At 39.1% G+C, this 26,000-nt stretch carries 32 protein-coding genes; 12 read left to right on the top strand and 20 right to left on the bottom strand.

The genetic code is table 11. From position 1 onward, the window contains the following. The first annotated feature begins 4 nt into the window (after positions 1-4). A complete protein-coding gene (locus D9K81_RS09350; protein ID WP_120375753.1) occupies positions 5-574 on the top strand; it encodes an L-threonylcarbamoyladenylate synthase in 570 nt (189 codons plus the stop codon). Between the two features lie 416 nt (positions 575-990). On the opposite strand, the gene D9K81_RS09345 is transcribed toward D9K81_RS09350, so the two are convergent. Continuing rightward, a complete protein-coding gene (locus D9K81_RS09345; RefSeq protein WP_120375752.1) occupies positions 991-1,887 on the bottom strand; it encodes a DMT family transporter in 897 nt (298 codons plus the stop codon). A gap of 110 nt (positions 1,888-1,997) precedes the next feature. On the opposite strand from D9K81_RS09345, the gene D9K81_RS09340 reads away from it, so the two are divergent. From D9K81_RS09340 to D9K81_RS09320, 5 genes are all read left to right on the top strand, one after another. Next, the gene (locus tag D9K81_RS09340; RefSeq protein WP_120375751.1) at positions 1,998-2,762 is read left to right on the top strand and encodes an AraC family transcriptional regulator; all 765 of its coding nucleotides are present in this window, start codon (positions 1,998-2,000) and stop codon (positions 2,760-2,762) included. Between the two features lie 247 nt (positions 2,763-3,009). Beyond that, positions 3,010-3,552: a glutathione peroxidase gene (locus D9K81_RS09335; protein ID WP_120375750.1), complete on the top strand. Its 543-nt coding sequence runs from the start codon at positions 3,010-3,012 to the stop codon at positions 3,550-3,552. 232 nt (positions 3,553-3,784) lie between these two features. Then, positions 3,785-4,171, top strand: coding sequence for an RcnB family protein (locus tag D9K81_RS09330; protein ID WP_120375749.1), 387 nt, complete (start codon positions 3,785-3,787; stop codon positions 4,169-4,171). A 147-nt stretch (positions 4,172-4,318) separates the two neighbouring features. Then, a complete protein-coding gene (locus D9K81_RS09325; RefSeq protein WP_120375748.1) occupies positions 4,319-4,924 on the top strand; it encodes a hypothetical protein in 606 nt (201 codons plus the stop codon). Between the two features lie 102 nt (positions 4,925-5,026). Next, on the top strand, positions 5,027-6,031 hold the full coding sequence (locus tag D9K81_RS09320) for a pirin family protein (RefSeq protein WP_120375747.1): 1,005 nt from the start codon (positions 5,027-5,029) through the stop codon (positions 6,029-6,031). Here D9K81_RS09320 and D9K81_RS09315 read toward each other — a convergent pair. Then, on the bottom strand, positions 6,028-6,504 hold the full coding sequence (locus D9K81_RS09315) for a hypothetical protein (protein ID WP_120375746.1): 477 nt from the start codon (positions 6,502-6,504) through the stop codon (positions 6,028-6,030). The two genes, D9K81_RS09320 and D9K81_RS09315, sit on opposite strands and share 4 nt — an antisense overlap. Before the next feature lie 140 nt (positions 6,505-6,644). After that, positions 6,645-7,514: a D-hexose-6-phosphate mutarotase gene (locus D9K81_RS09310; protein ID WP_120375745.1), complete on the bottom strand. Its 870-nt coding sequence runs from the start codon at positions 7,512-7,514 to the stop codon at positions 6,645-6,647. Between the two features lie 154 nt (positions 7,515-7,668). On the opposite strand from D9K81_RS09310, the gene D9K81_RS09305 reads away from it, so the two are divergent. After that, positions 7,669-8,112, top strand: coding sequence for an ATP-binding protein (locus D9K81_RS09305; protein WP_120375744.1), 444 nt, complete (start codon positions 7,669-7,671; stop codon positions 8,110-8,112). On the opposite strand, the gene D9K81_RS09300 is transcribed toward D9K81_RS09305, so the two are convergent. The 12 genes from D9K81_RS09300 to D9K81_RS09245 form a co-directional block, all read right to left on the bottom strand. Further along, positions 8,109-8,414 carry a hypothetical protein gene (locus D9K81_RS09300; RefSeq protein ID WP_120375743.1) on the bottom strand — a complete coding sequence of 102 codons (306 nt, stop codon included), beginning with the start codon at positions 8,412-8,414 and terminating at the stop codon, positions 8,109-8,111. The two genes, D9K81_RS09305 and D9K81_RS09300, sit on opposite strands and share 4 nt — an antisense overlap. A 227-nt stretch (positions 8,415-8,641) precedes the next feature. Further along, positions 8,642-9,334 (bottom strand): DUF4145 domain-containing protein, encoded by a 693-nt coding sequence (locus tag D9K81_RS09295; protein WP_227602068.1) that lies wholly within the window; start codon positions 9,332-9,334, stop codon positions 8,642-8,644. 73 nt (positions 9,335-9,407) lie between these two features. Then, positions 9,408-9,827, bottom strand: coding sequence for a F0F1 ATP synthase subunit epsilon (locus D9K81_RS09290; protein WP_120375742.1), 420 nt, complete (start codon positions 9,825-9,827; stop codon positions 9,408-9,410). Between the two features lie 26 nt (positions 9,828-9,853). After that, positions 9,854-11,248 (bottom strand): F0F1 ATP synthase subunit beta, encoded by a 1,395-nt coding sequence (gene atpD / locus D9K81_RS09285; RefSeq protein WP_005012065.1) that lies wholly within the window; start codon positions 11,246-11,248, stop codon positions 9,854-9,856. Between the two features lie 26 nt (positions 11,249-11,274). Continuing rightward, a complete protein-coding gene (atpG, locus tag D9K81_RS09280) occupies positions 11,275-12,144 on the bottom strand; it encodes a F0F1 ATP synthase subunit gamma (RefSeq protein WP_120375741.1) in 870 nt (289 codons plus the stop codon). An 87-nt stretch (positions 12,145-12,231) separates the two neighbouring features. Continuing rightward, positions 12,232-13,776 carry a F0F1 ATP synthase subunit alpha gene (atpA, locus tag D9K81_RS09275; protein WP_120375740.1) on the bottom strand — a complete coding sequence of 515 codons (1,545 nt, stop codon included), beginning with the start codon at positions 13,774-13,776 and terminating at the stop codon, positions 12,232-12,234. Between the two features lie 60 nt (positions 13,777-13,836). Further along, entirely contained in the window at positions 13,837-14,373 is a 537-nt protein-coding gene (locus tag D9K81_RS09270; protein WP_120375739.1) for a F0F1 ATP synthase subunit delta, read from the bottom strand. Positions 14,374-14,385: 12 nt separating this feature from the next. Continuing rightward, on the bottom strand, positions 14,386-14,856 hold the full coding sequence (locus tag D9K81_RS09265) for a F0F1 ATP synthase subunit B (protein ID WP_120375738.1): 471 nt from the start codon (positions 14,854-14,856) through the stop codon (positions 14,386-14,388). A 38-nt stretch (positions 14,857-14,894) separates the two neighbouring features. Further along, positions 14,895-15,140 (bottom strand): F0F1 ATP synthase subunit C, encoded by a 246-nt coding sequence (gene atpE, locus D9K81_RS09260; RefSeq protein ID WP_000424060.1) that lies wholly within the window; start codon positions 15,138-15,140, stop codon positions 14,895-14,897. Between the two features lie 83 nt (positions 15,141-15,223). Further along, a complete protein-coding gene (gene atpB / locus D9K81_RS09255; protein ID WP_120375737.1) occupies positions 15,224-16,099 on the bottom strand; it encodes a F0F1 ATP synthase subunit A in 876 nt (291 codons plus the stop codon). A 104-nt stretch (positions 16,100-16,203) separates the two neighbouring features. Continuing rightward, a complete protein-coding gene (locus tag D9K81_RS09250; protein ID WP_106985339.1) occupies positions 16,204-16,602 on the bottom strand; it encodes an ATP synthase subunit I in 399 nt (132 codons plus the stop codon). A gap of 170 nt (positions 16,603-16,772) precedes the next feature. Further along, positions 16,773-17,612 carry a metal ABC transporter solute-binding protein, Zn/Mn family gene (locus D9K81_RS09245; protein WP_120375736.1) on the bottom strand — a complete coding sequence of 280 codons (840 nt, stop codon included), beginning with the start codon at positions 17,610-17,612 and terminating at the stop codon, positions 16,773-16,775. A 137-nt stretch (positions 17,613-17,749) separates the two neighbouring features. On the opposite strand from D9K81_RS09245, the gene D9K81_RS09240 reads away from it, so the two are divergent. The 4 genes from D9K81_RS09240 to D9K81_RS09225 all read left to right on the top strand — a co-directional run bounded on the left by D9K81_RS09240 (position 17,750) and on the right by D9K81_RS09225 (position 20,429). Next, positions 17,750-18,247 (top strand): transcriptional repressor, encoded by a 498-nt coding sequence (locus D9K81_RS09240; protein WP_106985306.1) that lies wholly within the window; start codon positions 17,750-17,752, stop codon positions 18,245-18,247. Continuing rightward, positions 18,229-19,011, top strand: coding sequence for a metal ABC transporter ATP-binding protein (gene znuC / locus D9K81_RS09235; RefSeq protein ID WP_207667514.1), 783 nt, complete (start codon positions 18,229-18,231; stop codon positions 19,009-19,011). The genes D9K81_RS09240 and znuC overlap by 19 nt, the downstream gene beginning before the upstream one ends. Before the next feature lie 3 nt (positions 19,012-19,014). Then, positions 19,015-19,815: a zinc ABC transporter permease subunit ZnuB gene (gene znuB, locus D9K81_RS09230; protein ID WP_120375734.1), complete on the top strand. Its 801-nt coding sequence runs from the start codon at positions 19,015-19,017 to the stop codon at positions 19,813-19,815. A 95-nt stretch (positions 19,816-19,910) separates the two neighbouring features. Beyond that, positions 19,911-20,429, top strand: a complete 519-nt coding sequence (locus D9K81_RS09225; protein ID WP_120375733.1) for a DinB family protein — start codon at positions 19,911-19,913, stop codon at positions 20,427-20,429. A 10-nt stretch (positions 20,430-20,439) separates the two neighbouring features. Here D9K81_RS09225 and D9K81_RS09220 read toward each other — a convergent pair whose 3' ends face one another. Further along, positions 20,440-20,694 carry a hypothetical protein gene (locus D9K81_RS09220; RefSeq protein WP_120375732.1) on the bottom strand — a complete coding sequence of 85 codons (255 nt, stop codon included), beginning with the start codon at positions 20,692-20,694 and terminating at the stop codon, positions 20,440-20,442. An 81-nt stretch (positions 20,695-20,775) separates the two neighbouring features. Beyond that, the gene (locus D9K81_RS09215) at positions 20,776-21,396 is read right to left on the bottom strand and encodes a LysE family transporter (protein ID WP_120375731.1); all 621 of its coding nucleotides are present in this window, start codon (positions 21,394-21,396) and stop codon (positions 20,776-20,778) included. Between the two features lie 163 nt (positions 21,397-21,559). Between D9K81_RS09215 and D9K81_RS09210 the strand changes: the two genes are divergently transcribed. Further along, on the top strand, positions 21,560-22,480 hold the full coding sequence (locus D9K81_RS09210; RefSeq protein ID WP_120375730.1) for a Dyp-type peroxidase: 921 nt from the start codon (positions 21,560-21,562) through the stop codon (positions 22,478-22,480). A gap of 44 nt (positions 22,481-22,524) precedes the next feature. On the opposite strand, the gene D9K81_RS09205 is transcribed toward D9K81_RS09210, so the two are convergent. Genes D9K81_RS09205 through D9K81_RS09195 form a run of 3 tightly spaced genes read right to left on the bottom strand, consistent with a single transcriptional unit; the run spans position 22,525 to position 25,996 of the window. Next, positions 22,525-23,058 carry a hypothetical protein gene (locus D9K81_RS09205; protein WP_120375729.1) on the bottom strand — a complete coding sequence of 178 codons (534 nt, stop codon included), beginning with the start codon at positions 23,056-23,058 and terminating at the stop codon, positions 22,525-22,527. Then, on the bottom strand, positions 23,058-25,478 hold the full coding sequence (locus tag D9K81_RS09200; RefSeq protein ID WP_120375728.1) for a hypothetical protein: 2,421 nt from the start codon (positions 25,476-25,478) through the stop codon (positions 23,058-23,060). The genes D9K81_RS09205 and D9K81_RS09200 overlap by 1 nt, the downstream gene beginning before the upstream one ends. Before the next feature lie 5 nt (positions 25,479-25,483). Beyond that, on the bottom strand, positions 25,484-25,996 hold the full coding sequence (locus tag D9K81_RS09195) for a hypothetical protein (protein ID WP_227602067.1): 513 nt from the start codon (positions 25,994-25,996) through the stop codon (positions 25,484-25,486). Positions 25,997-26,000 lie beyond the last annotated feature (4 nt).

The raw sequence follows: 26,000 nt of genomic DNA, 5'->3' as shown, positions 1-26,000 counted from the left end.
TCAAATGATTACTACCTCTGTTGCCGAAGCAGCGTCATGTCTTAAACAAGGACTCGTTCTGGCATATCCCACAGAGGCTGTTTGGGGTCTAGGTTGCGACCCTTTTAATGAAGCAGCATTTCATGAAATTTTACGCTTAAAACAACGCCCAATTGAAAAAGGTGTCATTTTACTGGCATCTAGTGTCAATCAAATCGCGCATTTATTAGAAACTCTCTCTCCTGAAATGCGCGCACAAGTGATTGATTCGTGGAGTAATCGTGCACCTACTGAGCGTGCCACCACGTGGCTACTCCCTGCAGGTGAACATATTCCACAATGGATTAAAGGCGACCATCCCAAAGTTGCAGTCCGTGTAACAACTCACCCTCTATGCGTTGCGCTATGCAATGCATTTAATGGCTTTATTGTTTCAACAAGTGCCAATCCCGCGGGTTTAAGCCCTGCTCGCTCATTGCAAGAAGCAACTGCTTATTTCCAGCAATCACCGAATTATTTGAATGGTGATTTAGGCTTAAGTCGTGAGCCGAGTAAAATTATTGATGCGGAAACTGGTGAAATCATCCGCGCATAATATTCAATGCTACTGCAGAAATGCAGTAAATTTGAGACAAAAAAAAGCTCAGTCATATAGGGATGACTGAGCATAAAAAAGGATGTGTAAACCACATCCAGAGGGTTCAAAAATCTTTGGGAAATTCATCAATTCAATGTTTGATGTCTTTCTATGGATGCATTATGTCGCAATCACCACACACAAACAAATAGGTTTTTTCTATTAATTAAAACATTTTTAGTATGATTAGTTAATAAAAAACATAGTATTAGTAAAACTATCTTACTATTTTTGATTATGTTTTAATTAAAATATTCACCAATTTAATCACATTTTGCACTTAATTTTACATATATAAGCGCATTATCCAATCAAAGAAAATAGTTTATTTGATTATTTTTTAATCATAACAATATTATTGGCTTTAGAAAAAACTAAGCTTCTTTTTGCCAAAAGCGGTTATTTTGTGCTAACAACACCCCAAAAATGGTCAACACTGTACCCACTGTATGGTATATGCCCCATTGTTCTGCCAACCAAAAATAGGCGATCACGGCTGTAAAGATCGGCATGAAGTTCATAAAGATACTGGTACTATTTGGCCCTAAGCGTTGCACCGCCATCATCCAAAACAACGTAGCAAAAATGGAAGGGAAAATACCCGCATATAATACTGAACCTATATTGTCTGCATTTAGCGCGTCTAAGCCTTGCCAATATACAAAAGGCAGGTGATAAAACAACGCAAAAAGGATTTGAATGTATAAACTCACCATCACAGGAAGTGAAATTTGCCATTTTTTGAGGAATACCCCATAAAAAGCATATAGAAATACAGCCAATACCATTAACAAATCACCAGAATACTGACCAAAATCAATTAAGCGGGCAAATTGTCCCTGAGTAATGACCAACACTAAACCAGCAAATGAAATACCACAGCCCATTATAGTTAATGGGCTAGGAAATTCTTTTAAAATAAAGATAGCAATGACAATGGTAAATACAGGCGTAAATGCATTGATCAGCCCCATATTGGTGGCCGTTGTATAATGTGCTGCGGTGTATGCTAAGCCTTGATACAGCACCATGCCAAAGGCCGATAGCAATGCCAACTTTGGCCAAAGTTGCAAAAGCTGAGTTCGATGGCGCCAAACCGGCACAACCATAAAAGGCGTTAACACAATAAATGCCAACAACCATCGATAAAAACTAATGCTTAAGGGAGAAATAAAATCAACCACATAGCGGGTAACGACAATGTTGAGCGACCAGATCAACACCGCAATCACAGGCAAAATAAACGCAAACCGTGTGCTACCCATTTGCATGATGCTATCTCTAGTTAAATAAAGTCTATATTCTGTACATTGTCTGTTTTAATTTAAATATCTTATTTCAGACATTCATATTGGACTCCCGACATGGTTTGAAGACTGACATGCCAAATTTAGTAGAACCATCCCAATGCATTGAACAAGCCATTGAAATCTTTACGGCTTGCTACAGCCCAAGTGATCAGGTCTATTCACATAGTTGTTTATGGGGGGATTTTAACTTTTGCTTAAATGGACTATTTGAATATGAAGTGGAAGGACAATTACATCTTGCACCCCCAAGCTATGGCTTGTGGATTCCACCATTTACAGAACACAACTCACATGCAATAGATGACCAACCTATTCATTATGTTGCCATTCGATTGGCCCCTGCTCTTAGCAAGCAGATGCCTAGTCAAACTGAAATACTTCATGTGAGTCCTTTTTTTAGAGCATTAGTCGAAGAAACCTTAGCTACAAAAGACCATGCTAACTTAGCCACATATCGCCATTTGCTTTGGGTGATCTATGATCAGCTCCAATCCGCCCCCAAACATCAGCACTATTTACCACAGAGCCATCACCCTATTTTGCAACCGCTGTTACAACAGCTACGCGCCCCTGAATATTTTCAATTGAGCCTGCAACAATGTTTAGTCTCCACACATTTAAGCGAACGACACATACTGCGCCTAAGCCAAAGTGAATTACACATGGGACTGAGTGAATGGCGAAATCGCGCCAAAATTTTATATGCTATTCAACAGCTCAAACAGGGCATCTCGATTAAAGCATTAAGCTTTGCGCTGGGTTATCAGCATAGTTCCAGTTTTATTGAATTTTTTAAACGCTATACAGGAAAAACACCCACACAGTTACGAGATTAAAAAAGTAGTCTTAGCGTCCAACATGTGGCCAGCCAAATAAAAATGTTAAATTGATCTTTAACATTTTTTCTAAAATATACATTGATGAAATCATTTTTCGTCGATGCTGATCTTTTGAATTACTTATGCTGAATTTATACAAAGAAAACCACAAATAAGTAGTAAAGCCAGCGCGACAACTCTTGCCCCATAGCCGTTTTACCGCTAAAACATTGAGGATACATTTATAAGTAGATAGGAAATTTACATGGCTTCTGTATATGATATTTCAGTCAAGCGTATTGATGGACAAGAAACTACATTAAATCAATATGCTGGCAAAGTTTTACTGTTGGTTAATGTGGCTTCAAAATGTGGTTTAACACCGCAATATGAAGGCTTAGAAAAACTTTATGCTGCAAAAAAAGCTGAAGGTTTAGAAATTTTAGGCTTCCCAGCAAATAATTTTTTAGAACAAGAACCAGGCACAGATGATGAAATTCAGCAGTTCTGCTCATTGAATTATCAAGTAGATTTCCCATTATTCTCTAAAATTTCGGTGGCTGGTGCAGATAAACACCCACTGTACCAAACTCTGACCCAAGCTGTTCCAACCCGTATTGGTGAAGGTCCATGGTGGAAAGATTTAGTCGATTATGGCCTGACACCAAATGAGCCACCTGAGGTTCTTTGGAACTTTGAAAAATTCCTAGTGAATAAACAAGGCGAAGTTGTAGCTCGTTTTGCACCAGATATTACTGCAGATGACCCACGTATTGTGGATGCAATTAATGCTGAATTAGCAAAATAAATACACATCTAGTCAACAAAAAATGCCTTATTAAAGTTATCACCTTAGGACTTTAATAAGGTTTAATTTCAAAAAAATCCAAAATTTAATATTTATTTTTATCAAAATAAGAGAATATCCACAATTTATTCTTAATTTTAATAATTTTTCAACAATACATTCAATTTTTATCTGTGAATCAATTATATGCTGAACTTATTCAAAACAGATGTAGCAAATAACAGGTGAACTTATGAATACATTAATGAAAGCAATTGTTCTGTCAATTTCAACAGCTTTAGTTGCTGCACCTGCAATGGCTGCACCTCAAGATAATCAAAATCATCAACCGCAGGCGACACACAATCAAAAAGCCCCTGCACAGCACCAAGTGCAAAAAGATAAAACCCCAGCTAAGCCTCAAGCGCAGCAACATAAAAAATCAGTAAAACCTGCTCATGACTGGCGCGCAGGACAAAAAGTACCGAGCCAATACCGTGGCAACAGCTACAAAGTTGATCACAGCAAATACAAAAAATTAAGCAAACCAGCTAAAAACCAGCAATGGATTAAAGTGAATGGCGATTATGTATTAACTAACATCACCAACCATAGCATTATTAAAATCATTGCTGGCTAATCACTAGCCCATCAGACTAGAGCGCTTCGGCGCTCTTTTCATTTATTCATAATCATCACTTTTTTGTTATGACTTTGTGTCTCTCTATTTTGTTTACACATTTTGCCTGCATATTAGAAATTATATAAATAGATAGATTTAGCTGTAATGAAAAAGTTTCTTCAGGGTGCTGTTCTGCCTTTCACTATTTTTGCTACTGGTTTGATTTTATTAGGCTGTGATCAAGCAGGTCGAGATCAACCGACAAGTGAAGCAACCACTGACAGCGTAAATACTGCAGATGAAATACAGCCCATGTCTGAGCAGCAAGATGCAACGCCCTCAGATCTGAAACAGGGGAATTTATTTTATATTGTTCGTGATGTCACTGATTTACAACTCAGCACCAATGACTACACTCAACAGTTAAAACAAACTCAAAGCGACTTACAAAAAGCGGTGGATCTACAAGATCATGCTCAATTACAACAGGCAGCCACACAGCTTCAACAGCAATTACAAGCCTTTGATTCGGCATTAAATAAAGTTCAACTTAAATCCCAAGAAATTTCAGATATCCGCCAAAATATTTTGAACGCCAATCAACAAGTGCTGAATTCACCTTTTCTGAATGGCCAAGTCGATTTAAGCCAAGTTGACTTTAAAAAGATTGAGCAACAAATGGGTAATATCCAAGGCGAAATGCTGAAATTAGCGGCTATGCTCATTCAACAACCAAAAGATCAAAATCCAAATTCAGACAGTACTTCTTAATCTGGCTGAAATGACCTGAATTTATACAGTTCCACTACAGATTTGCGCTACATTCACTCTTAAATTAAAGCAATAGCCAAAAATAAAAGAGAGAAAATAGCCATGTCTGACGCGGTCATTTATGCCCTTACTCCCATTACTTTTCGCCTCGATTTAAAAGATCCGTTTCTGTTTACTGCACATCATATTGATCACTTTCCCAAAGCCAATGCCAACTTAGGTCCAGCCACACCTGCGCAACATCAAGAATTTAATATGTATTATGGTGAGACTGTGCCGGGGTTCCCTGAGCATCCCCATACAGGCTTTGAAACTATTACCTTGGTCGAACAAGGGATTGTGGATCATTTTGATTCGCTGGGGAATGGCGGTCGATATGGTGCTGGCGATGTGCAATGGCTGAGTACCGGCAATGGCGTTGAGCATTGCGAGATGTTTCCGCTACTCAATGAAGATCGTGAAAATCCCTTTGAATTATTTCAAATTTGGTTTAATTCATCCCCTGAACAAAAGCAACAACCTGCGGACTATAAAATGTTTTGGCGTGAGCATATCCCGCATGTAAATGTAAAAGATGCTCAAGGTCATGAAGCTGATATTCGTGTGATTTCAGGGCAATATCAAGGCACTCAAGCCATTGCACGACCACCACATTCATGGGCAGCTACACCAGAAAACAAAGTCAATATTTATCTCATCACTCTAGCTCCCCATGCCACACTCAGCATTCCAGCCACAACGGCGACAGCAACGCGATTTGCCTATTTTTATCAAGGTGACACACTCGAGTTAGCAGAAACCAACATTCAGCATAAGCATTTGGCTGAGCTGAGACCCGATGTGGATATTCAACTCCAAGCAGGTGAGACAGAAGCGCGAATTTTATGGCTTGAAGGTGAACCTATTGGTGCGCCCGTCGCAATGCGTGGCCCCTTTGTATTAAATACCAATCAAGAGTTAGACGATGCATTTCGCCGTTACCGTGCAACTCATTTTGGTGAATGGCCTTGGCCAAGCCCAGCGCCAGTGTTCGCACGTGAGCAAGTCAGATTTGCCAGTTATGAGGGTGGGCAACGTCAGGAGTTTCCAGAACAACCAAGTTCTTAACTTTCAATGGGAATGACCACCCCCAAATTACAGGCTGAATCTTGACCTAAAGCCCGTAATACATCCTGCTTAAAACGCTGTTTGGCAAACTTATATTGTTTGGGCAAAAATAGACTGATACGGGTTTTATTTTGCCCTAAGCCTTCAACCAAGGTTTTTTGTAGAAACTCACCATGCTCTGTTTTGGCAAATAGTGTTCCTAATTCAATCTCTTGCTCTAAGCGATTATCTGTAAATACTAAAGTTTGGTCTGTGCTAAATGCCACGCAACGTTGGTAGGCTTGCTTTAAGTTAAAGTAAGCTTGCAAATAAGGCAAATCTAACTCTGCACTCAGCCCATTTTCATAGGCGTTGGCCACCAAAGATGCTTCAGTTGGATAATTTGGTTTTGTTACATACTGCGCAGTTTGACAAGCACTCAATAAAGCACAAATCACCAAGCTAATTAAAAATTTACAAGTAGATATTTTCATATTGTTATTCTATTTTATTTAAATCATTAACATGCGATCAGTAGGTAAAATGACCTAGATGACAAAATCATCAAGGTCATATCACAAGCAAAGATCTTATATAATTAAACCAAATAGACCCAATAGTTTTGGCTCTTATTTTATGATTCATCTCTGATTTTAAGTTCAAACTGAATACTGTCACCAGCATTTAAACTTTGGGTTGCGGATGCAATCTGACCACATTCAACACAGACAAAATCACGCCATGCCTCATCTGCCACATCGGCCATACGTTTTGCTTTATCAACCCAAGGATTCCAAATGACTGCGCTTTTTGCAGAACTTGCAATGCAAATAGATTGTTCATTGCCTTGTTGTAATACAAACTGCCCTGCCGTATGCGAATAAATTCGATCTAATTCTGCATCAAATGTAATTTCAGCTTCTGCCTGTTGCTTAATTTTATTTTGATCCAACTGATCAATATAATCGAGTCCATTCAGGCCTATAATTCTTGCCTGCATCGTATGTGCTGGGAAATAACTATGCCATGCAAAACCAAACTCAAAACTTTTTTCATCTGTATTTTGCAATTTAAATATTAACTCTAAATTCTTTCCACAGTGAATCTTCATTTGTAAGTTAAATGCATAATTCCAATATTTTCTTGTCTTTTCACTGTCAGTTAAGCTCAAATGAATATAATGACCTGTCTCATCTTGCTTAATTTGGTCACAGTGCCAAATCAAATTTCGCGCAAAACCATGTGCAGGTAAATCCGCTTGTGAAGCATGTGCACCAAACCAAGGAAAGCACAGTGGAATACCGCCTCGAATCGCTTTTTCTGCTTGATAGCCATTTAAGTCCGACAACCAAAGTAATGGACGCTGCGCCACTTTGGAATAAAATTCGAGAATCTGCCCGCCCTGTAAGGCAATTTTGGCATCGCAATATTGATTAGAAATAGACAGATATTCCAATTCACTGTTTGGAAATTTTTTTAGCGATACACCTTGGATCTGCTGCATGGTTTTATTCTTCGTTATAAAGTGGTCAATGACGCAAATTGTAGCTGATTCCTACATTAATTAAGCAACATATCACTGGGTTATTTGGAAAATTGCTGAATACATGGCGACATGCTTTAATGATGTTTCAAACCCATGATAAGTATAAATTTACATGCAACTGATTATTTTTTCTGGCGTTCAGGCTTCAGGCAAATCGACGTTCTATAAACAGTATTTTTATACCACTCATTTGCGCCTAAATTTGGATATGTTAAAAACACGTCATCGTGAAAATATATTATTTGAAGCTGCTTTGGCCTCAAAAACTAAACTAGTGATCGACAATACCAACCCCGACCGTGAATCTCGGGCACGCTATATTCAACGTGCAATTGATGCAGGGTTTGAAGTGATTGCTTATTATTTTGAAACGGATTTGGATAGTACTTTAGCGCGTAACCGTCTGCGCCAAGGTAAAGCCAATATTCCTGAAGCTGGCGTCCGAGCAACCTATAAAAAAATTCAAGTTCCACAGTGCAATGAAGGCTTTACGGAAATTTTTAAAGTCAAAATTATCGCTCAAGGTGAGTTTTCTATTTTACCGATATTAGATTAATCTACTTTTTGGCTGTCCTGCCAAGTTTTATATGCGCTTTGCATGGCATGGCGCTCATACGGTTTCGCTAAACGGCTTTCCATATTGCTGAAATCGCCTTTGTAGGCTTGCTCAATCATTAGCTTTGCTAATTCCTGAATACTCGCACGACCACGATGTTCATACGCTTGTACTTCATCTTGGTTTAGAACTAAATCCCAGCAGGACACCACGGAGCTCATATCCACCGCAATACTGAGATAATAATGAGTGTCGTCGCGATAAAGTTCCCAAAAATGTGGTTCATAGGCAATGAGGTGCATAGAATTGAAACCAGCAAATAATATTGTGATAGATTAAGAAAAATTATGGATAAAATACATACAACTTTAGATAGCACATCCTTAATTTAAATTAATAAAAATAAGGTATTTTCATTACTCCTCAATTTTAAATACTTAAAGTATTTTTTTGGGTTTTCTTTTATGTGTCGTTTCTCGTACTATGGGTATAGGGTGTCTTGGAGATCGTTTTAATCTAATACCCTTTACTACTTTTTTGAGACACCATCCTCCAATTTATAATATACAAAAAGTTGATGAATCAAATTTTCTAAAACCTTCAAATGGAGAATTAGATCTTTTCTCGACTTACTGTCAGCTCGATGTGCTGCATCATTACCTAAATAACGTATATCATCAAGTAACCCTCTTTGCTTAGTTGAGATAAACCCATCTTGTTCAAACTGATTTAAAATAACCCCCAAATCATCAGAGTTTCCAAAATACTTAATTATTTGTTCCAAAAGTGTTCTTAAACCTAATGCTGTTAATAAAGGCATCTTATTATTTAAAGCAATAATTACTTCTTCATACGTCAAATAAATTTCTTTAGGCAAAATTTTTTCAAACTCTTTTGAAAAAGCTGTTTCTTCATCTCGTATTGGATATAATTGAATTTGTGCATTATCTTCATAAATAGGAGTGCCGTCATACTCCTCACCTATTTGAAAAACCTCTTCTGAATTAACAACTTCGTTTTTATAAGTAATTGAATCACAATTAATACACTTTAAAATTTTATAATTCTTGTAAAGTTGAAAATCTCCATAGTTTTCACTATTTGCAATATTAACAATAACATTCTGTTTGATTTCAATTTTACATTTTATACAAAGGCATTGATCAAATATTTCTGTCTCATTTACTACTACATTACTATTTTTATCTACATAAACTCTCATATTCCCTCCTTTTTCTTAAATTTTATATAAAAAAACCACCCTTTCGGGTGGTTTTTCAATCTCAAACCGTCTCTTATTGAGCGCGGTTTTTGATTTTGCGGATGGTTTCCAACTGAGCAGCAGTTTCTGCAAGAGCAGCCAAAGCAGCAGCAGCGTCCAAATCGCTCTTTTGATTTGCTAACAATTGTTCAGCATTTTTACGTGCTTCAATAATTGCAGCTTCATCTAAGTTTTCGGCACGGACTGCAGTATCTGCAAGAACCGTAACGACATGCGGTTGAACCTCAAGTACACCACCTGATACATAGATTAATTCTTCTGTACCATTTTCAAGCAGAACGCGGATCGCGCCCGGCTTAAGCAAAGTTACTAGTGGCGCGTGGCCAGGCATAATACCCAACTCACCACCAGCACCTTTAGCAATTAGCATAGTTACAGTGCCAGAGTATAAAGACTCTTTTACACTTACAACGTCACATTGCATAGTTGACATGAGAATCTCCTAAATTAGGTAACTAATTAAAGTTTCTCAGCTTTAGCAATAACTTCGTCAATACCACCAACCATGTAGAACGCTTGTTCTGGGATGTGATCGTATTCACCAGCTAGAAGACCTTTAAAGCCACGAATTGTTTCTTTAAGCGGTACAAGTTTACCAGGAGCACCAGTAAACACTTCAGCTACGTGGAACGGTTGAGAGAAGAAACGTTGGATCTTACGTGCACGGTATACAGTAAGTTTGTCTTCTTCAGCCAATTCGTCCATACCAAGAATTGCGATAATGTCTTTCAATTCTTTATAACGTTGAAGAACGTTTTGAACTGAACGAGCGATTTCGTAATGCTCAGCACCTACTACAAGTGGATCTAACTGACGTGAAGTTGAGTCAAGTGGATCGATCGCTGGGTAAATACCAGAAGATGCGATGTCACGGCTCAATACAACAGTTGCGTCCAAGTGAGCGAACGTAGTTGCAGGCGATGGATCTGTTAAGTCATCGGCAGGTACGTATACCGCTTGGATTGACGTAATAGAACCAGACTTAGTCGATGTAATACGTTCTTGAAGAACACCCATCTCTTCTGCAAGAGTCGGTTGGTAACCTACTGCAGATGGCATACGACCTAGAAGTGCTGATACTTCAGTACCCGCTAGTGTATAACGGTAGATGTTGTCTACGAACAATAGTACGTCACGGCCTTTACCGTTTTCGTCTTTCTCGTCACGGAAGTACTCAGCCATAGTCAAACCAGTCAACGCTACGCGTAAACGGTTACCTGGTGGCTCGTTCATCTGACCGTAGACCATTGCTACTTTGTCTAGAACGTTTGAGTCTTTCATTTCGTGATAGAAGTCGTTACCTTCACGAGTACGTTCACCAACACCAGCAAACACAGATAAACCTGAGTGAGCTTTAGCGATGTTGTTGATCAACTCCATCATGTTTACAGTTTTACCAACACCGGCACCACCGAACAGACCAACTTTACCACCTTTAGCGAACGGGCAAAGTAAGTCAATGACTTTAATACCAGTTTCTAAAAGGTCAGTAGAAGCAGCTTGTTCTGCATAAGAAGGCGCTTGACGGTGAATTGGCAAACGAGCTTCAGTACCAACAGGACCAGCTTCGTCGATAGGGCGACCAAGAACGTCCATGATACGGCCTAAACATGCAGTACCTACAGGTACAGAGATAGGCGCGCCAGTATTAGTTACGTTCAAACCACGCTTAAGGCCTTCAGTAGAACCCATTGCAATAGTACGAACTACGCCATCACCAAGTTGTTGCTGAACTTCTAAAGTAGTTTCAGTTCCATCAACGTGAAGAGCGTCATAGATCTTAGGAACGCTGTTGCGTTCAAACTCGACGTCGATAACCGCGCCGATGATCTGAATGATACGACCGCTACTCATTGCTGTCTCCTCAATTCAAAATAATGTTAAACGGCAGCGGCACCACCAACGATCTCAGAAATTTCCTGAGTAATCGCGGCTTGACGCAGCTTGTTATAAATAAGTTGCAGGCTCTTAATGAGGTCACCCGCGTTATCAGTTGCAGCTTTCATTGCAACCATACGCGCAGACTGCTCACACGCGATGTTTTCAATCACGCCTTGATAAACCATAGACTCAATATAGCGAACCAATAAACCATTGAGCAGTTCTTCTGCTTCTGGTTCATATAAGTAGTCCCAACCGTATTGACGGTTTAGACCTTCGCTTTCCTCAGCAGCTGCTAAAGGAACAAGCTGTTCGATTTTTTGATTTTGAGTCATGGCATTGACAAAGCCGTTTGACACTAGATAAATACGATCTAACTCGCCTTTATCAAAAGCATCCAACATCACTTGTACAGAACCAGTTAACTGTTCAAGCGCTGGCGCGTCACCTACGTTTGTAGTTGCACCCAGCACTTTACCGCCGTAGTTTTTAAAAAACGAAACCGCTTTTTGACCAATCAAAGCAAATTGAACTTCAATTGACTGCTCTTGTTGCTGTTGAACGTGTTTTACCACTTTCTTGAACAAGTTAATGTTCAAACCACCAGCAAGGCCACGATCTGAAGACACGATAATATAGCCAACGCGCTTAACAGGGCGTTCAACCATATAACGGTGTTTGTATTCAGGATTCGCTTGAACCAAATGAGCAATTACACGGTGCATATTTTCGGCATACGGACGGCCTTGAGCCATGCGCTCTTGCGCACGACGCATCTTAGAAGCTGCTACCATCTGCATCGCGCGAGTAATTTTCTGCGTGCTTTTGATACTAGCTACTTTGGCGCGAATTTCTTTTAAATTTGCCATACGCTTAACCTAGTATTCGAAAGCCCTTTCGAGCTTCCGAAGGTTGATCCGTGAACCAAACCAACACTAAATTCAACACAGTTGAACTTAGTAAGTTTGAGTCGCTTTGAAGCTTTCAACACCAGCTTTGATTGCCGCTTCGATTTCTTTATCGAATGCGCCAGTCTCGTCAATTTTTTGCATCAAAGCAGCATTTTCTGAACGGAAGTAAGAAATAAGCGCAGCATCAAATGCAACGATTTTCTTCACTTCTACGTCAGCCATGTAGCCTTCGTTAGATGCATAAATTGAAACAGCTTGGTCAGCGATTGAATATGGAGCATATTGTTTTTGCTTCATTAATTCAGTTACGCGTTGACCGTGTTCTAATTGCTTACGAGTTGCTTCATCAAGGTCAGAAGCAAACTGAGCAAACGCTGCTAATTCACGATATTGAGCCAAAGCGGTACGGATACCACCAGACAATTTTTTGATGATCTTAGTTTGCGCAGAACCACCAACACGAGATACAGAGATACCCGCGTTCACAGCAGGACGAATACCTGCGTTGAATAATGATGTTTCAAGGAAGATCTGACCATCAGTAATCGAAATTACGTTCGTTGGTACGAATGCAGATACGTCACCCGCTTGAGTTTCAATGATTGGCAATGCAGTCAAAGAACCAGTTTGGCCTTTAACTTCACCATTCGTGAATTTCTCAACGTAGTCAGCAGAAACGCGCGAAGCACGTTCAAGAAGACGAGAGTGAAGATAGAATACGTCACCTGGGTAAGCTTCACGACCTGGTGGACGACGTAATAACAATGAAATTTGACGGTAAGCAACAGCTTGCTTAGACAAATCATCGTAAATAATCAAAGCGTCTTCACCGCGATCACGGAAGTATTCGCCCATTGTACAGCCTGAGTACGGAGCAAGGAAAAGCATTGCTGCTGGATCCGCTGCCGCTGCTGCTACAACAGTTGTATACGCCATAGCGCCAGTTTCTTCTAGCTTGCGTACAACGTTAGCGATAGTTGATTGTTTTTGACCAACTGCTACGTATACACATTTAATGCCAGAGTTTTTCTGAGCGATAATCGCATCGATCGCCATCGCTGTTTTACCAGTTTGACGGTCACCAATGATCAACTCACGTTGACCACGGCCTACTGGAATCATTGTATCTACTGATTTATAACCAGTTTGTACAGGTTCATCCACTGATTGACGCCAAATTACGCCTGGTGCTACTTTTTCAACAGCATCAGTTAATTTAGCATCGATAGGGCCTTTACCGTCAATTGGGTTACCCAAAGCATCTACTACACGGCCTAAAAGTTCTGGACCAACCGGAACTTCTAATACACGACCTGTGCAACGAGCTTTTTGACCTTCTTGAAGGCTTAAGTAGTTACCTAAAACAACGACGCCCACTGAATCCTGTTCTAGGTTCAGTGCCATACCGTAAAGGCCGCCGTCGAATTCGATCATTTCACCGTACATTGCATCAGCAAGACCGTGAATGCGCACAATACCGTCAGATACCATAACAATGGTACCTTCGTTTTTAGCGGTTGCGCTGGTGTCCAGATCGCCGATACGCTGTTTAATGAGCGCACTGATCTCGGATGGATTCAGTTGTTGCATTGCGCTATACCTCAATCTTTATGTAAGTTCAGTCTTCTTACGCAGTAATTTTTAAAATAATTACGCTAGAAGACGAGTCCGCATTTTTTCAAGCTTATTAAGCGCAGAATCATCTATCACTTGGTCGCCTGCACGAATAACTACACCAGCAATTAACTCTGGTTTTACTTCAACAGTTACATTTACTGCAGCTTCGAATTTCTTCTCTAATGCATGTGTAAGTAATTGTTCCTGTACAGAAGTCAATGGGAATGCTGATTCAATCACAACATCCACAGTATTGTTATTCTGTGATTTGAGCTGTTCAAATTCCGCAGCAATCTCAGGAAGAAGTACCAAACGGTTGTTTTCAGCAAGCAATGTCAAAAAGTTTGACACTGCTGCAGTTTGGTCTTCACCTAAAACTTTTGCCAAAACAGACACCTGCTCTGCAGGAGTAAGCTCAGGACGATTTAAGTAAGCTGAAAATGCTTCGTCTTGTACTGTAGCACTGAGCAATTCAAGCGCAGTTGACCATGAGTCAGCTGCATTTTGCTCAGATGCGTAAGCAAATGCTGCTTTTGCATATGGGCGTGCCAACGTCAAGAGTTCAGCCATAATCTGCCTCTCTTAAAGTTTAGCAGCCAGCTGAGTCAGCATGGCATTGTGAGCTTCTGCATCAACTTGTTGGTTCAGAATTTTCTCTGCACCAGAAACTGCAAGAGCAGCAACATGTTGACGTAATTCTTCGCGTGCAGCATTGATATCTGTATCAACAGCTTCTTTAGCTTGTTGACGAATACGTTCACCTTCAGCAGATGCTTGAGTGCGAGCTTCTTCTACCAATTGCGCAGCGCGACGGTTCGCTTGTTCGATCAATTGAGCCGCTTGTGCTTTAGCCGCGTCTAATTCAGCTTTTACTTGAGCTTGCGCATCCGCAAGATCAGCTTTCGCTTTTTCAGCAGCATTTAAGCCATCAGCGATTTTACGCTGACGCTCACTAATCGCATTGATTAGTGGTGGCCATACAAACTTCATGCAGAATGCGACAAAAATCGCAAATGCAATCGCTTGGCCAATCAATGTGAGGTTGATATTCATTGCTATTCCTCAATAGTTTAATTTAGGAATTAAGCTGATTAACCTACAAATGGATTAGCGAAGATGAAGAACAAGCCAATACCAACACCGATCATAGGCACAGCATCAAGAAGACCCGCGATTAAGAACATACGAGTTTGAAGTTGTGGAGCCAATTCTGGTTGACGAGCAACAGCTTCTAAGAAACGGCCGCCTAGAAGACCAAAACCAATCGCAGTACCTAAAGCACCAAAAGCGATCAAGATAGCAGATGCAATTGCAACTAGACCTAAAGTGAGTTCCATGATAATTCCTCAGAGGTTAGGTTTATACCAAATTAAAATAAAAAATTGTGCGCCTAACTATCTTCGATAGTCAGGCAATACCATTAATGCTTTTCGCTAGCCATACTCATATATACGATAGTCAACATCATGAAAATGAATGCTTGTAACGTAATAACGAGAATATGGAAGATCGCCCAAGGCACAGACAACGCCCACTGGATCCAGAACGGTAGTAATGCGATTAAGATGAAGATTAACTCACCTGCATACATGTTACCGAACAGTCGAAGAGCCAATGAGATTGGACGTGCAATAAAAGTTACTAATTCAAGTAAAATGTTTACTGGAATCAGGATAGCTTTTAAAACTGGGTTACTTGGGTTAAATGGGTTAAGCGCAAATTCTGCACCAAATCCGACTAGACCTTTTTCACGGATACTATAGAAAATAGTTAACGCAAATACTGATAATGCCATACCAAGGGTAATGTTAGGATCAGTAGATGGAACGATTTTGAAGTAAACGTGGTGAGGGTCCATACCAAACACATTCGCGCCGATCAGTTGAGCTGTATAAGGAATCCAGTCAACAGGGATCAAGTCCATCAAGTTCATGAGGAAAATCCACACGAAGATGGTCAAAGCTAAAGGCGCAATCAAACGTGATTTGCCATGGAATGTGTCGCGGACACTTGAGTCAACAAACTCGATAATCATTTCGATTGCAGACTGGAACTTGGTTGGAACACCAGCGTTTGCAGCTTTCGCTACAACCCAGAACAACAAACAGAAAATAATACCAAGGCCGATTGACCAACCCATTGAATCCAAGTGAATAGCAGTGAACCCCATCTGTTGAGCTTCAGCGCCAGACTCAGCCAACTTCCATGTACCGTCTGGCATTTTGCCATAGGTCATATTGGTCAAGTGGTGCTTGATATACTCGGTCGAAGTAAGGGCATGTTCTTCAGCAGCCATAAATCACACCTGGTCAATGTCAAAAAACTAATGGAAGTAACGAATATCGCGTGCTGCCTGATATCTCGTTAATTCCTGAAAAAACTTTTCAATTTCTACTGCGCTTAAACTCGTTTCTGTAGACGTGACGCCCAAAAAGGCGCAACCCACGACATGGCTTGAACGAGGATAAAACCACAAAACAACGCAGCCGGTGACAGTGGCTTTACATTGCTCAAAATCAAAATGAATCCAACAATCACTATTGCAAACTTGCCCATCATGCCACGATACATGTTGGACAGCACCTGCTTGGTTGCGCGGGCGCCGGCGGCTCTAAAGGACTGCCACGTAAAGTAGCAACTTGCCAGCCAGCAGACCAGTGCACCCAAGGCTGCACTCAATGCCGCAGTAGAGTCTTTGAGGACCCACCCAATCAAGGCTGAAACAGGAATCATTACTGCTTGCAAGATGACTAAAGCTTTCGCTAATCGTCGATCAATCAAGCGACTAGTTCGGCTCATTTTTGTACACTCACAGCAATTATGCTTGACAAGTTTAGCTGATGATTATTTTTAATCGCAGGCATTATAGAGTTACACCCTTGAACATGCAATCTTTTCCCGACCTAAGTCTGGTTTTTTTCAATCAATAAACCGCTTTTAATCTAATCAATAACTGATTATTTTTTGCATCATTTTCGCGCATTTAACACACAATTTTGAGTTTGTTCTGCCAATTGTTTCCATGCAACCAAGAAATCATCTTGACCCGCCATGCTTTCGTCCACAGCCTCAAACACAGTCGCACCCAGCTTTTGGTATTGATTTTTACTGGCGTGCGCTTCCGCCAACAGGCACATTTTGCTTTGTGGTCGGCTGTCATTCAAAAACTTGATTTGTGCAAGCGTTGGTGCGATATGCGGATCATCCGTCATCGCACCAGAAAATTTTAAATTAAGTGAGCGTTCAAGGTATTGATAGGCATCATGATAGGCCCAATAAGGCTGTGCCTTAGAACTTTTGTTTAATCGTTGCGCATTTAAAAGCATTTCGTGGGCAAAATTTCGAGCATTGGCCCAATATTTTTCGCGATTGGCAGGCTTCTGCTGTGAACGTAGTGCTGCAATAAAAAAGCCTATACGTACAGCGTTATTTGGCTCTAACCAAACATGCGTATCAATAGTATTGGCTAAGGCCTGCCCTCTTGGGTTTCGTAGCGGAAAAGTAGTCACAATTCCTGAATCGAGTATTGCAATACTTTTTTCATTATTAGAGAGCAATTTCTCTAATGGGGCTTCGTGCGCTTTGCCCAGCCAAATTACCAATTCTGCATCTTGCACAATTTTACGGTGTGCTGGCGTTAAGCTTACATCATGACCTGTTTGATTTTCTAAGAGTAAAGTTGGCTCCTCTATGCCTTGTGTGACTTCCTTTGCAATCAAATAGATTGGATGTGTTGAGACCACTAGGCCTTGAGCCCAGCTCATCGAACTAAAGAGTGCAACTGCACAAAATGCAAGGAAACGGGACATGAGGGAGACCAGACAAAATCAGAAGTGTTATAATATAACAGAATTGCAAAAATACCTATGCCTGATCGTAAGTTGATGCGCTTCATGTTAAGATTTAATGTCTTTTTAAATTTTCAGTTTTGCACTTGAGGGTAGCTATGAGCACTTGTTCACACGAACATCACAATGCACTACATGGCGTTCATGACCACCATAACGTTGCACAACGTCTGGCTGAAGCTGAACAATTATGTGCGTCTACTGGTGCACGCCTCACCCCTTTGCGTAAGGAAGTGTTGGAACTGATTTTAAATGCGACTGCACCAATGGGCGCTTATGATTTATTGGCCAAAATTAAAAGTGAATCAGATCGACCAGCAGCCCCACCAACGGTTTATCGCACCTTAGATTTTTTATTAGAAAAAGGCTTAATTCATCGTCTTACGTCGATTAATGCCTATATTCCCTGCTGTCACCCACGTGAAGGCCATCAAGCTGCTTTTTTAATTTGTACCCAATGTAAGGTGGTGAAAGAAGCATCTGCACAAGGGTTACTTCACCAATTAGAGCAACTGTCAGCATCGGACGAATTTACTGCTCATCACAGCATTATTGAAATTTCAGGACTTTGTCAGCAGTGTCGTCTACAACATTAAACCCAGCTATTCTGGCAGAGCTCAATCAAGTTTCTGTTCGCATTGATGAACGCGATATTTTAAAACATGTCGATTTCACCTTACATCAAGGTGAAATTGTGACCTTAATTGGTCCCAATGGCGCAGGAAAATCGACCTTAATTAAAGTACTTTTAGGTATTACCAAACCAAACTCAGGCAAAATTATTACGCAGCCGAAGTTAAAGTTTTCCTACGTACCCCAAAAGTTTAATCCCTCACATAGCCTCCCCTTACGTGTTTGCGATCTACTTTCTTTAGAAAAATGCGATAGCGCAACTAAGCAAGAGATTATTCGAGACACGGGCATTGCCAAGTTACAGCAGTCCAAAGTGCAACAGCTGTCGGGTGGAGAACGTCAACGCGTATTACTCGCACGCGCACTATTACGTCGCCCTGATGTGTTGGTTTTAGATGAACCTATGCAAGGCTTAGACATTCAATCTGAGGCAGAGCTGTATGATTATGTGCGCAGTTTACCTGCAAAATATGGCTGTGCAGTGTTGATGGTCTCACATGATTTGCAATGGGTGATGCAAGGTACACATCGCGTTGTCTGTTTAAACAAGCATATTTGCTGTAGTGGTCTGCCTGAAAATGTGCAGCAACATCCTGAGTATCAAGCGATCTTTGGCAATAACCGCGTGTTCTATCAACACCACCATGATCATTGCGCACATGGTGATGCGGCAACGCCATGTCAGCACGACGCCCGTCCGCATATTCATCCAGAACCAGAGGCTTAACCCATGATGGAATGGCTACAACTGCTTTTACCCGCATGGATTATGGGCACACTCTTGGTATTTTTAACTGCCCCTTTAGGCTGTTTAATGCTGTGGCGTCGCATGTCGTTTTTTGCAGACACGATGGCACATGGTACTTTACTCGGTGTTGCAATTGCAGGCGCACTAAGCTTACCTCTCTGGGTCGGTGTAGCGTTATTGGCCATTATGTTAGTGGGGATTTTGTGGGTGTTACATGATCCGCGTTTACCCAATGATGCTCTACTGGCGCTATGCTCTGCGACATTGCTCTGTTCAGGCTTGATGCTGATTCAGCACTTACCAAGTTTAAGACCTGAATTACTCAGCTACTTATTTGGTGATCTGCTCACCATTGGTTGGTCAGACCTGCCTATGTTTGCGGTCGTCATTTCGCTGGCACTCGCTGTGCTGTATCGTCACTGGCAAGCGCAAATTCAAATTGCGATTGACCCAGACATGGCTGTGAGTGAAGGTGTGAATGCCAAATGGCAACGTTTAATTTTTATGATGTTACTGGCTTTATTTACCGTATTGGCACTACGCGCTGTAGGTTCTTTATTGATGGGCGCACTTCTAGTGATTCCAGCCCTTACAGCACGCTTACTTGCAAACTCACCTAAGCAAATGGTGATTTGGGCATTTTTGATTGCACAAGTTGGGGTCACGGTTGGACTGTGGTCAAGTGCTGGTTTAAATACCTCTACAGGCCTCAGTATTGTCCTGACCATGTCGATATTGTTTGCACTGATTTTTACCCTACAAAAAATTAAAAAAATGGCCTAACTCTCAATTATAAAAAAACTGCCTTCTGGCAGTTTTTTTATAGCTATATAAAGGTTATAACTCTATGTATTCAAAATAAGAAATTTAGCTAAATAATGGACATTGCCAATTTTCAGTTATTCGCTCGTTATAATACTTGGGCCACAAAGCGCTTAACCGAATGCTTAGATCAAATTTCAGATGAAGATTTTCATAAAGATAATGGTCTATTTTTTAAAAGTATTTTTGGTACTCTCAATCATCTATTACTGGGTGAACATATCTTATGGTTTTCGCGCTTTAGTCTAGGCTATTCACCCAAAATTGCATTAGATAGCATTATTGAAAAGGATCGCTATGTGCTGACCCAAACATTAGTGCAAAAGTCTTTTCATTGGCAGGCGTATCTTCAGCACTTAGACCCAGTTTTGCTTGGTCAAGCCTTTCATTATCAAAGCTCTACGGGTCAACAGATTTCGGTGCCTTTTGGTGCTACATTGTTACATGTCTTCAATCATGCGACACATCACCGCGGGCAAATTACCGCAGCTTTAACCAGCATGGGATATGACTGCCCTGAATTAGATATGATTTATATGCTCTTAGAACAAACCAAATATGATCTAGCAGAATAACTTCAGTATTTTAAAAGTTATTTTTTAATCTATAAAAGCGAAACTCTGGATTAAATAGTCCAATTAAAAATAAGATTGAAAAGCCAATCCAAAAGAACCATGCCATCATAATCACTTGATCTTTGCTCCACTCTTCAGATTGAGAGGAGCCAAAGAAAAACCATGTTTTCCAGCCCTGAATATATCTTGCTCCGCCCCATGAGATAATCCACTTCGTTACAACACAATGTAAGATGTAAATCAAAACCCATAAAGTTGTAGACATTTTCGTACTCTTTTTTAATTATTCAGTCGATTGATTTAGCCCACAAAATAGGTGTCGAGCGTAACGTATCTCATTGTAATATCACTGATGTACCAAACTCAATAAGCTGGCTGCGCAGGCAAATAACACTGCAAAAGTGCGATTCATATACTTTTGCTGTTTCGATGATTTTAGTAATCTGAGTACTTTAGCTGCTAAACCTGTATAACCCGCCATCACGATCAAATCGATGCTAATCATAGTCAGCGCCATAATCACATATTGTGGCCACTGTGGTTGGCTTAAGTCTAAAAACTGCGGTAAGACAGCCAATAAAAAAACAATCGCTTTGGGATTACTCATGTTAACCAAAAAGCCATACATAACTAACTTAGCGCGAGATTTATTGGGTAAATTATTTTGAATATCAATCGACTGTGCAGGTGCTGTCCACTGTAAATAAGCCAAATAGAGCAAATACAAAACACCAAACCATTTCACAATAAGAAATGCCCAAGGCGTCGTCGCAAACAGTACCCCTGCCCCAGCAGCCACAATGCAAATTTGCAATAATAGAGCCAACTGTAAGCCTAGTGCATTCCAATAGCCATGTTTAAAGCCGTAATTCAGACCGCTCGACATCGAGGCGATTGCACCTGCACCCGGAGAAATACTAATGACCCAACATGCCAGCATAAAGGCCAGCCAAATTTGGAAGGACATGGTTTGATATACTATTTTGAAAAGTGAAACAATTATATGACATTTACAGTTTTCAAGGGTTTCTTCTTGAGCAATAAAAATACGCTTTTAAGCTACCCTCTCCACGGTTGATAAGGCACAATAGAATCAGCTACGCAAAAATTCAAAATTTTAGGAGCCATGCATGACCGCTCAATCTGTTATTTTACCGCTACCATCAGATCATGCGCGTTTTATTGTTCTTCGTTTAAATGATTTAAGCATTGAAGAATTAAAAGAAAAACTCAACGATTTATTTGCTACTCGTGACCGACTTATCACTCAGCATCCTCAGTCAGAGATTAAAACAGCTGTCGCTTTTGGCCCTGAACTTTGGGCACAGCTTTATACGCAAACACCTGTTGGGTTTACACAGCTCGATCCTATCGCGGGTTCGTTTAATATGCCAAGCTCACCTGCAGATGTGTTTATTCATATTGCAGCACAGCGCACAGATATTTGCTTTGCACTCAGCCAAGCATTCTTTGATGGTATTCAAGATAAAGTTGAAGTACTAGATGAGCGGGTATGCTTCCGTAATTTTGATGGCCGTGATTTAACGGGCTTTATTGATGGAACTGAAAACCCTCAATTTCCAGATGATCGTGCTGAAACAGCATTACTGAGTGAAGATAAAGGTATCTTTGCAGATGGTTCTTTTATCTTTGCACAACGTTATGCACATAATTTAGAGAAATGGAAAAAACTGAAAGTTGATGCGCAAGAGCATGTGATTGGCCGTACTAAACTCGAGTCTATTGAGTTAGATGAAAATGAACAGCCTGAAAATTCACATGTATCTCGCACAGTGGTGGAAGATGGCGAGGGGGAAGAGCTGGCTATTCTGCGTCACTCTTTACCTTACGGAGATGGTCGTGGCGATCAAGGTCTATTCTTTGTGGCATATACCAATGATTTAAGCATCATCGATAGTATGTTAGTCCGTATGTTTGGTACGAGTGGCGACGGCATTCATGACCGCTTATTGCACTTTGTCACACCAATGGATGGCGCATATTACTTTGCGCCGAGTGAAGAGTTGCTTGAACAAGTATTGGAAGGTTAAATAAATAAAGCCGACGAAAGTCGGCTTTATTTATTTAAAAATGTTTAAGCACAACCTTCCATTAAAGTTAGGTTAGTATCACCTACTTTTATACCTATAATTTTTTTGCTTTCGATATCATACCGTGTACCCTTTGTTTTATCATGATTCCAAATAATAATTGAATAATCATTTTGAGATTCACCATATGGATTTATTTTTTTATCAATCACTGAATTCTTATATTTTTCATAAATTTTACTTTCTTCATCCCCTACTTTAATTCCTAGATTCGTAGAAACTCCGAGTTGATTTGAAGAAATTACTGAAATTTTATTATTAAGAACTTGAAAATCTACATCAGATTTTATTTTTCTATTTTTAGCAAAAAAACAATTATCTACTCTACTATTTTCAATTTCAATAAATTCATCGTTAATTCTTTGATTTACTTCCACTCCACCAAAACCATTTTCAGTAAATATAGAATTTACATTATCATTTCGTATAACTTCAACTTCACTCTTTGATTTTTCTGTGCATGCTATTAATAAAAAGTATATTAAAAAACTTGTAGTAAAAAATGATTTTTTTTTCATTATAAATCTTCCACTTTTGGAGAAAAGTCATGTAGGTGAATATGATGATTATGATCCTTCCATGACTGCGAATGAGGCAATAATGCATTTTTTTTAATTTTCACTGGATGTGAGCCAAACAATTTATAGCCAAATTTAAATAACTCTTCAACAAAAGCGACATTTTTATTCCAATCAAAATGATCATGAGAAGTATATGTTACTTCTGTCATATGTCTATTATTAATAGCTATATATCTAAAATCACCATTTATACCATTCAAATGACTTACACTTTCACCTGGGGAACCATCCCTACAACTAAATCCAGATCCGATATATTCGGCATAACCCAAATTACACATAGCACCAAGAACTGCAGACATTGATAATCCTGATAAATAATACCGACCATCACCACTAATAATATTCCACTTATAACCTAAAGATCCACTTTTGTAATATTTATGTTTACGTTGATCAATCAAATATGTATTACCACCTGCCTTAACACCTTTTGATTGCCATTTATCAGCCACTACAAATTGAGACTTACCTAAATTATAAAATCTTCCCGCTGGATCATAGTAAATAAATTCTGCATAACCAGTAGCAGCCTTATTTTCACGCTTAATCTTACCATCATAGTAAATATGATAACGTGTCGTATCACTTGTAGGTGGAGACTGATTGCTAGCAGTTGTAAGTGGCTTACCACCATTTTCGGTGTATGTATTATCTTGAATAGGCTGATTTTTTCCTGCTTCTAATTTTGCTTTTTCAGCCTGTTCTTTTGCCTTTTTTTCCTGAGCATCTTGTTGTTGCTTTTGGTCAGATTTTTTCTTAAGTTCATCTGCTTCCTTACGCTTTTGATCGGCAATTTCATAAAGCTTTGAAGCTTTTACAAATCCTTCATTAACTTTAAAATGCCTAATTGGTATTCCTTTCAAAACACGAAGCTTTTCCAACTCTTTATTTTTTATACCAAAGCCAAAAACAAAACCCAAAAGCATTTTGACACTAACATCTCCATTACTATCTGTTCTTTTCGAAATTTGCTTATTTCTATAGAAAATACTCACTAGTGTATTTGTTACATTTTTATTATTTTCTTTAACATTGATTTTAAAAGAACATACAGGTAATTTAATTTTAATAGTTTGATTAGATAAAGACTGTTCAACTTTTAAATGATGTATTTTTTGTGTTTGACCAGCTCCAGATACTGTAACCTCAATATCTTCACCTACTTCAGCTACTATCCCTTTTTTAGTCCCTGACGAATCAGCCGTATGCTTTTTTATATTCCCTTTATAAATTAAGTAAAAACCCATATTAGAAATAGCTTTCCTTGTATCCTCTTCTACAATTTGAATATTAAAACTCACATCTTTTATATTTCCAGTAACTACCTCTTTTTTTTCTTCAGATGAATTCTGTTCTTTTCTTACTTCTTGAGGTGTTTTTGTAGACTGAGGCTTTGATTGTGGCGTATTATTTTCTTCTAAACTCGCTTGAAACATTGAAACATCAAAATCTTTTAAGGTTGCAATTTGTTTTTGATCAGCTTTTTGAATAATAGGATTAGATTCTTTACCATCAGCTACAATTTTAATCTCAGTTGATGGATGCCTAACAATTACAGGGAGACTACCCTTTTCGTCACTTTTAACTCGAACCTTCGTCTCAGCAGAGAAAGATTTTCCTGAATATATTGATACAACTGTAACTTCTTTATTTATTAATGCATTTTCATTTTTGTCTTTCAAATTTATATATATTTTTCGATTGCAACACTGCTCTAGGTCAAATCCACCAAAGTCTTGAATATATTTTTTAATATGTGTTCCATTGCCATCTGTTTGTTTATGACCAGAAAATTTTGAAACACCTAAAAAAGCCCCTAAACCTCCAATACCAACCAAATGCATTCCGGCAATAACTCCAGACTCATTGACCTCTACACCTTGAACTGTCCTACCAAAATGCTCATTTAAATTATTATTTCGAATCTGTTTACATAAATAATTAATCCATTCTTTTATGACTCCATACTGAATTTCAGGGTTATTCAAAAACTCAACTTTTGAATTTATATTTTTTTTACCTGACCACTTACCTGACCAATTATTAGAGTCAAATTGCCCCTTCCAATTTTCATGTAAAGTAGATCCTCTCTTTACATTTTTAATATCTTCATAAGAAATTCCTTTATCCCCCAAATAATATCCTAACTCATAGAGTGCAGACTCTCCCCATTGAAATAAACCTAAATACCCAGCATCATTAATCTTTTTTGCACACTTAATATTTACTGGATGATTTAATGACAACGATAAATCTGATGAGCATTCTTTAAAGCTAACAGCTTCAATAAAACCTGATAAATTAGTTTCAAAATTCCTAGAAGTCCCATCCTTAAAAGTGATTGTTTTTTTCATTATTATTACTCTTTGTACCAATCATTAGCTTTATATTTTTCCATACTGACTGATGTATTATTTTTTAAATAGCTATTAAGTATAAATTTTAATTCTTTATTTTGACCAACCTCATTACAACTTAAAACCACTGATTGATCTTTAATATTTATTTTTCTAAAATATGCAAAAGCATTTTTTTCATCATATATTAACCAAATATTGTGCCCATATTCTTTGTACTCTGTATTGTAAATATTATATATTTTTTTATCATATGATATTTTTTGACACTGGCCCGTTGATAACCATTGTGAATTTTTAGTTTTTAGATTCAAGTTATTAACTACTTGCAAACGATTTAAACTGCTTTTATCTTTACCAAAATTCCAAATATCTTCACATTCAACTTCTTCAAGTACCTCTATCTTTTTAATTGGCAGATTCCAATAACTCATACATTCTTTCGAACTTTCTGCATATAATGCAGAACTATTTAAAAACATAATAATAGCCAAAATTTTTATTATTTTTCTCATAACC

The sequence above is a fragment of the Acinetobacter chengduensis genome, from assembly GCF_003664645.1.
Taxonomy (GTDB): domain Bacteria; phylum Pseudomonadota; class Gammaproteobacteria; order Pseudomonadales; family Moraxellaceae; genus Acinetobacter; species Acinetobacter chengduensis.
The sequence above is the reverse complement of the archived record's forward strand: the minus strand, read 5'-3'. Positions and strand labels throughout refer to the sequence as shown.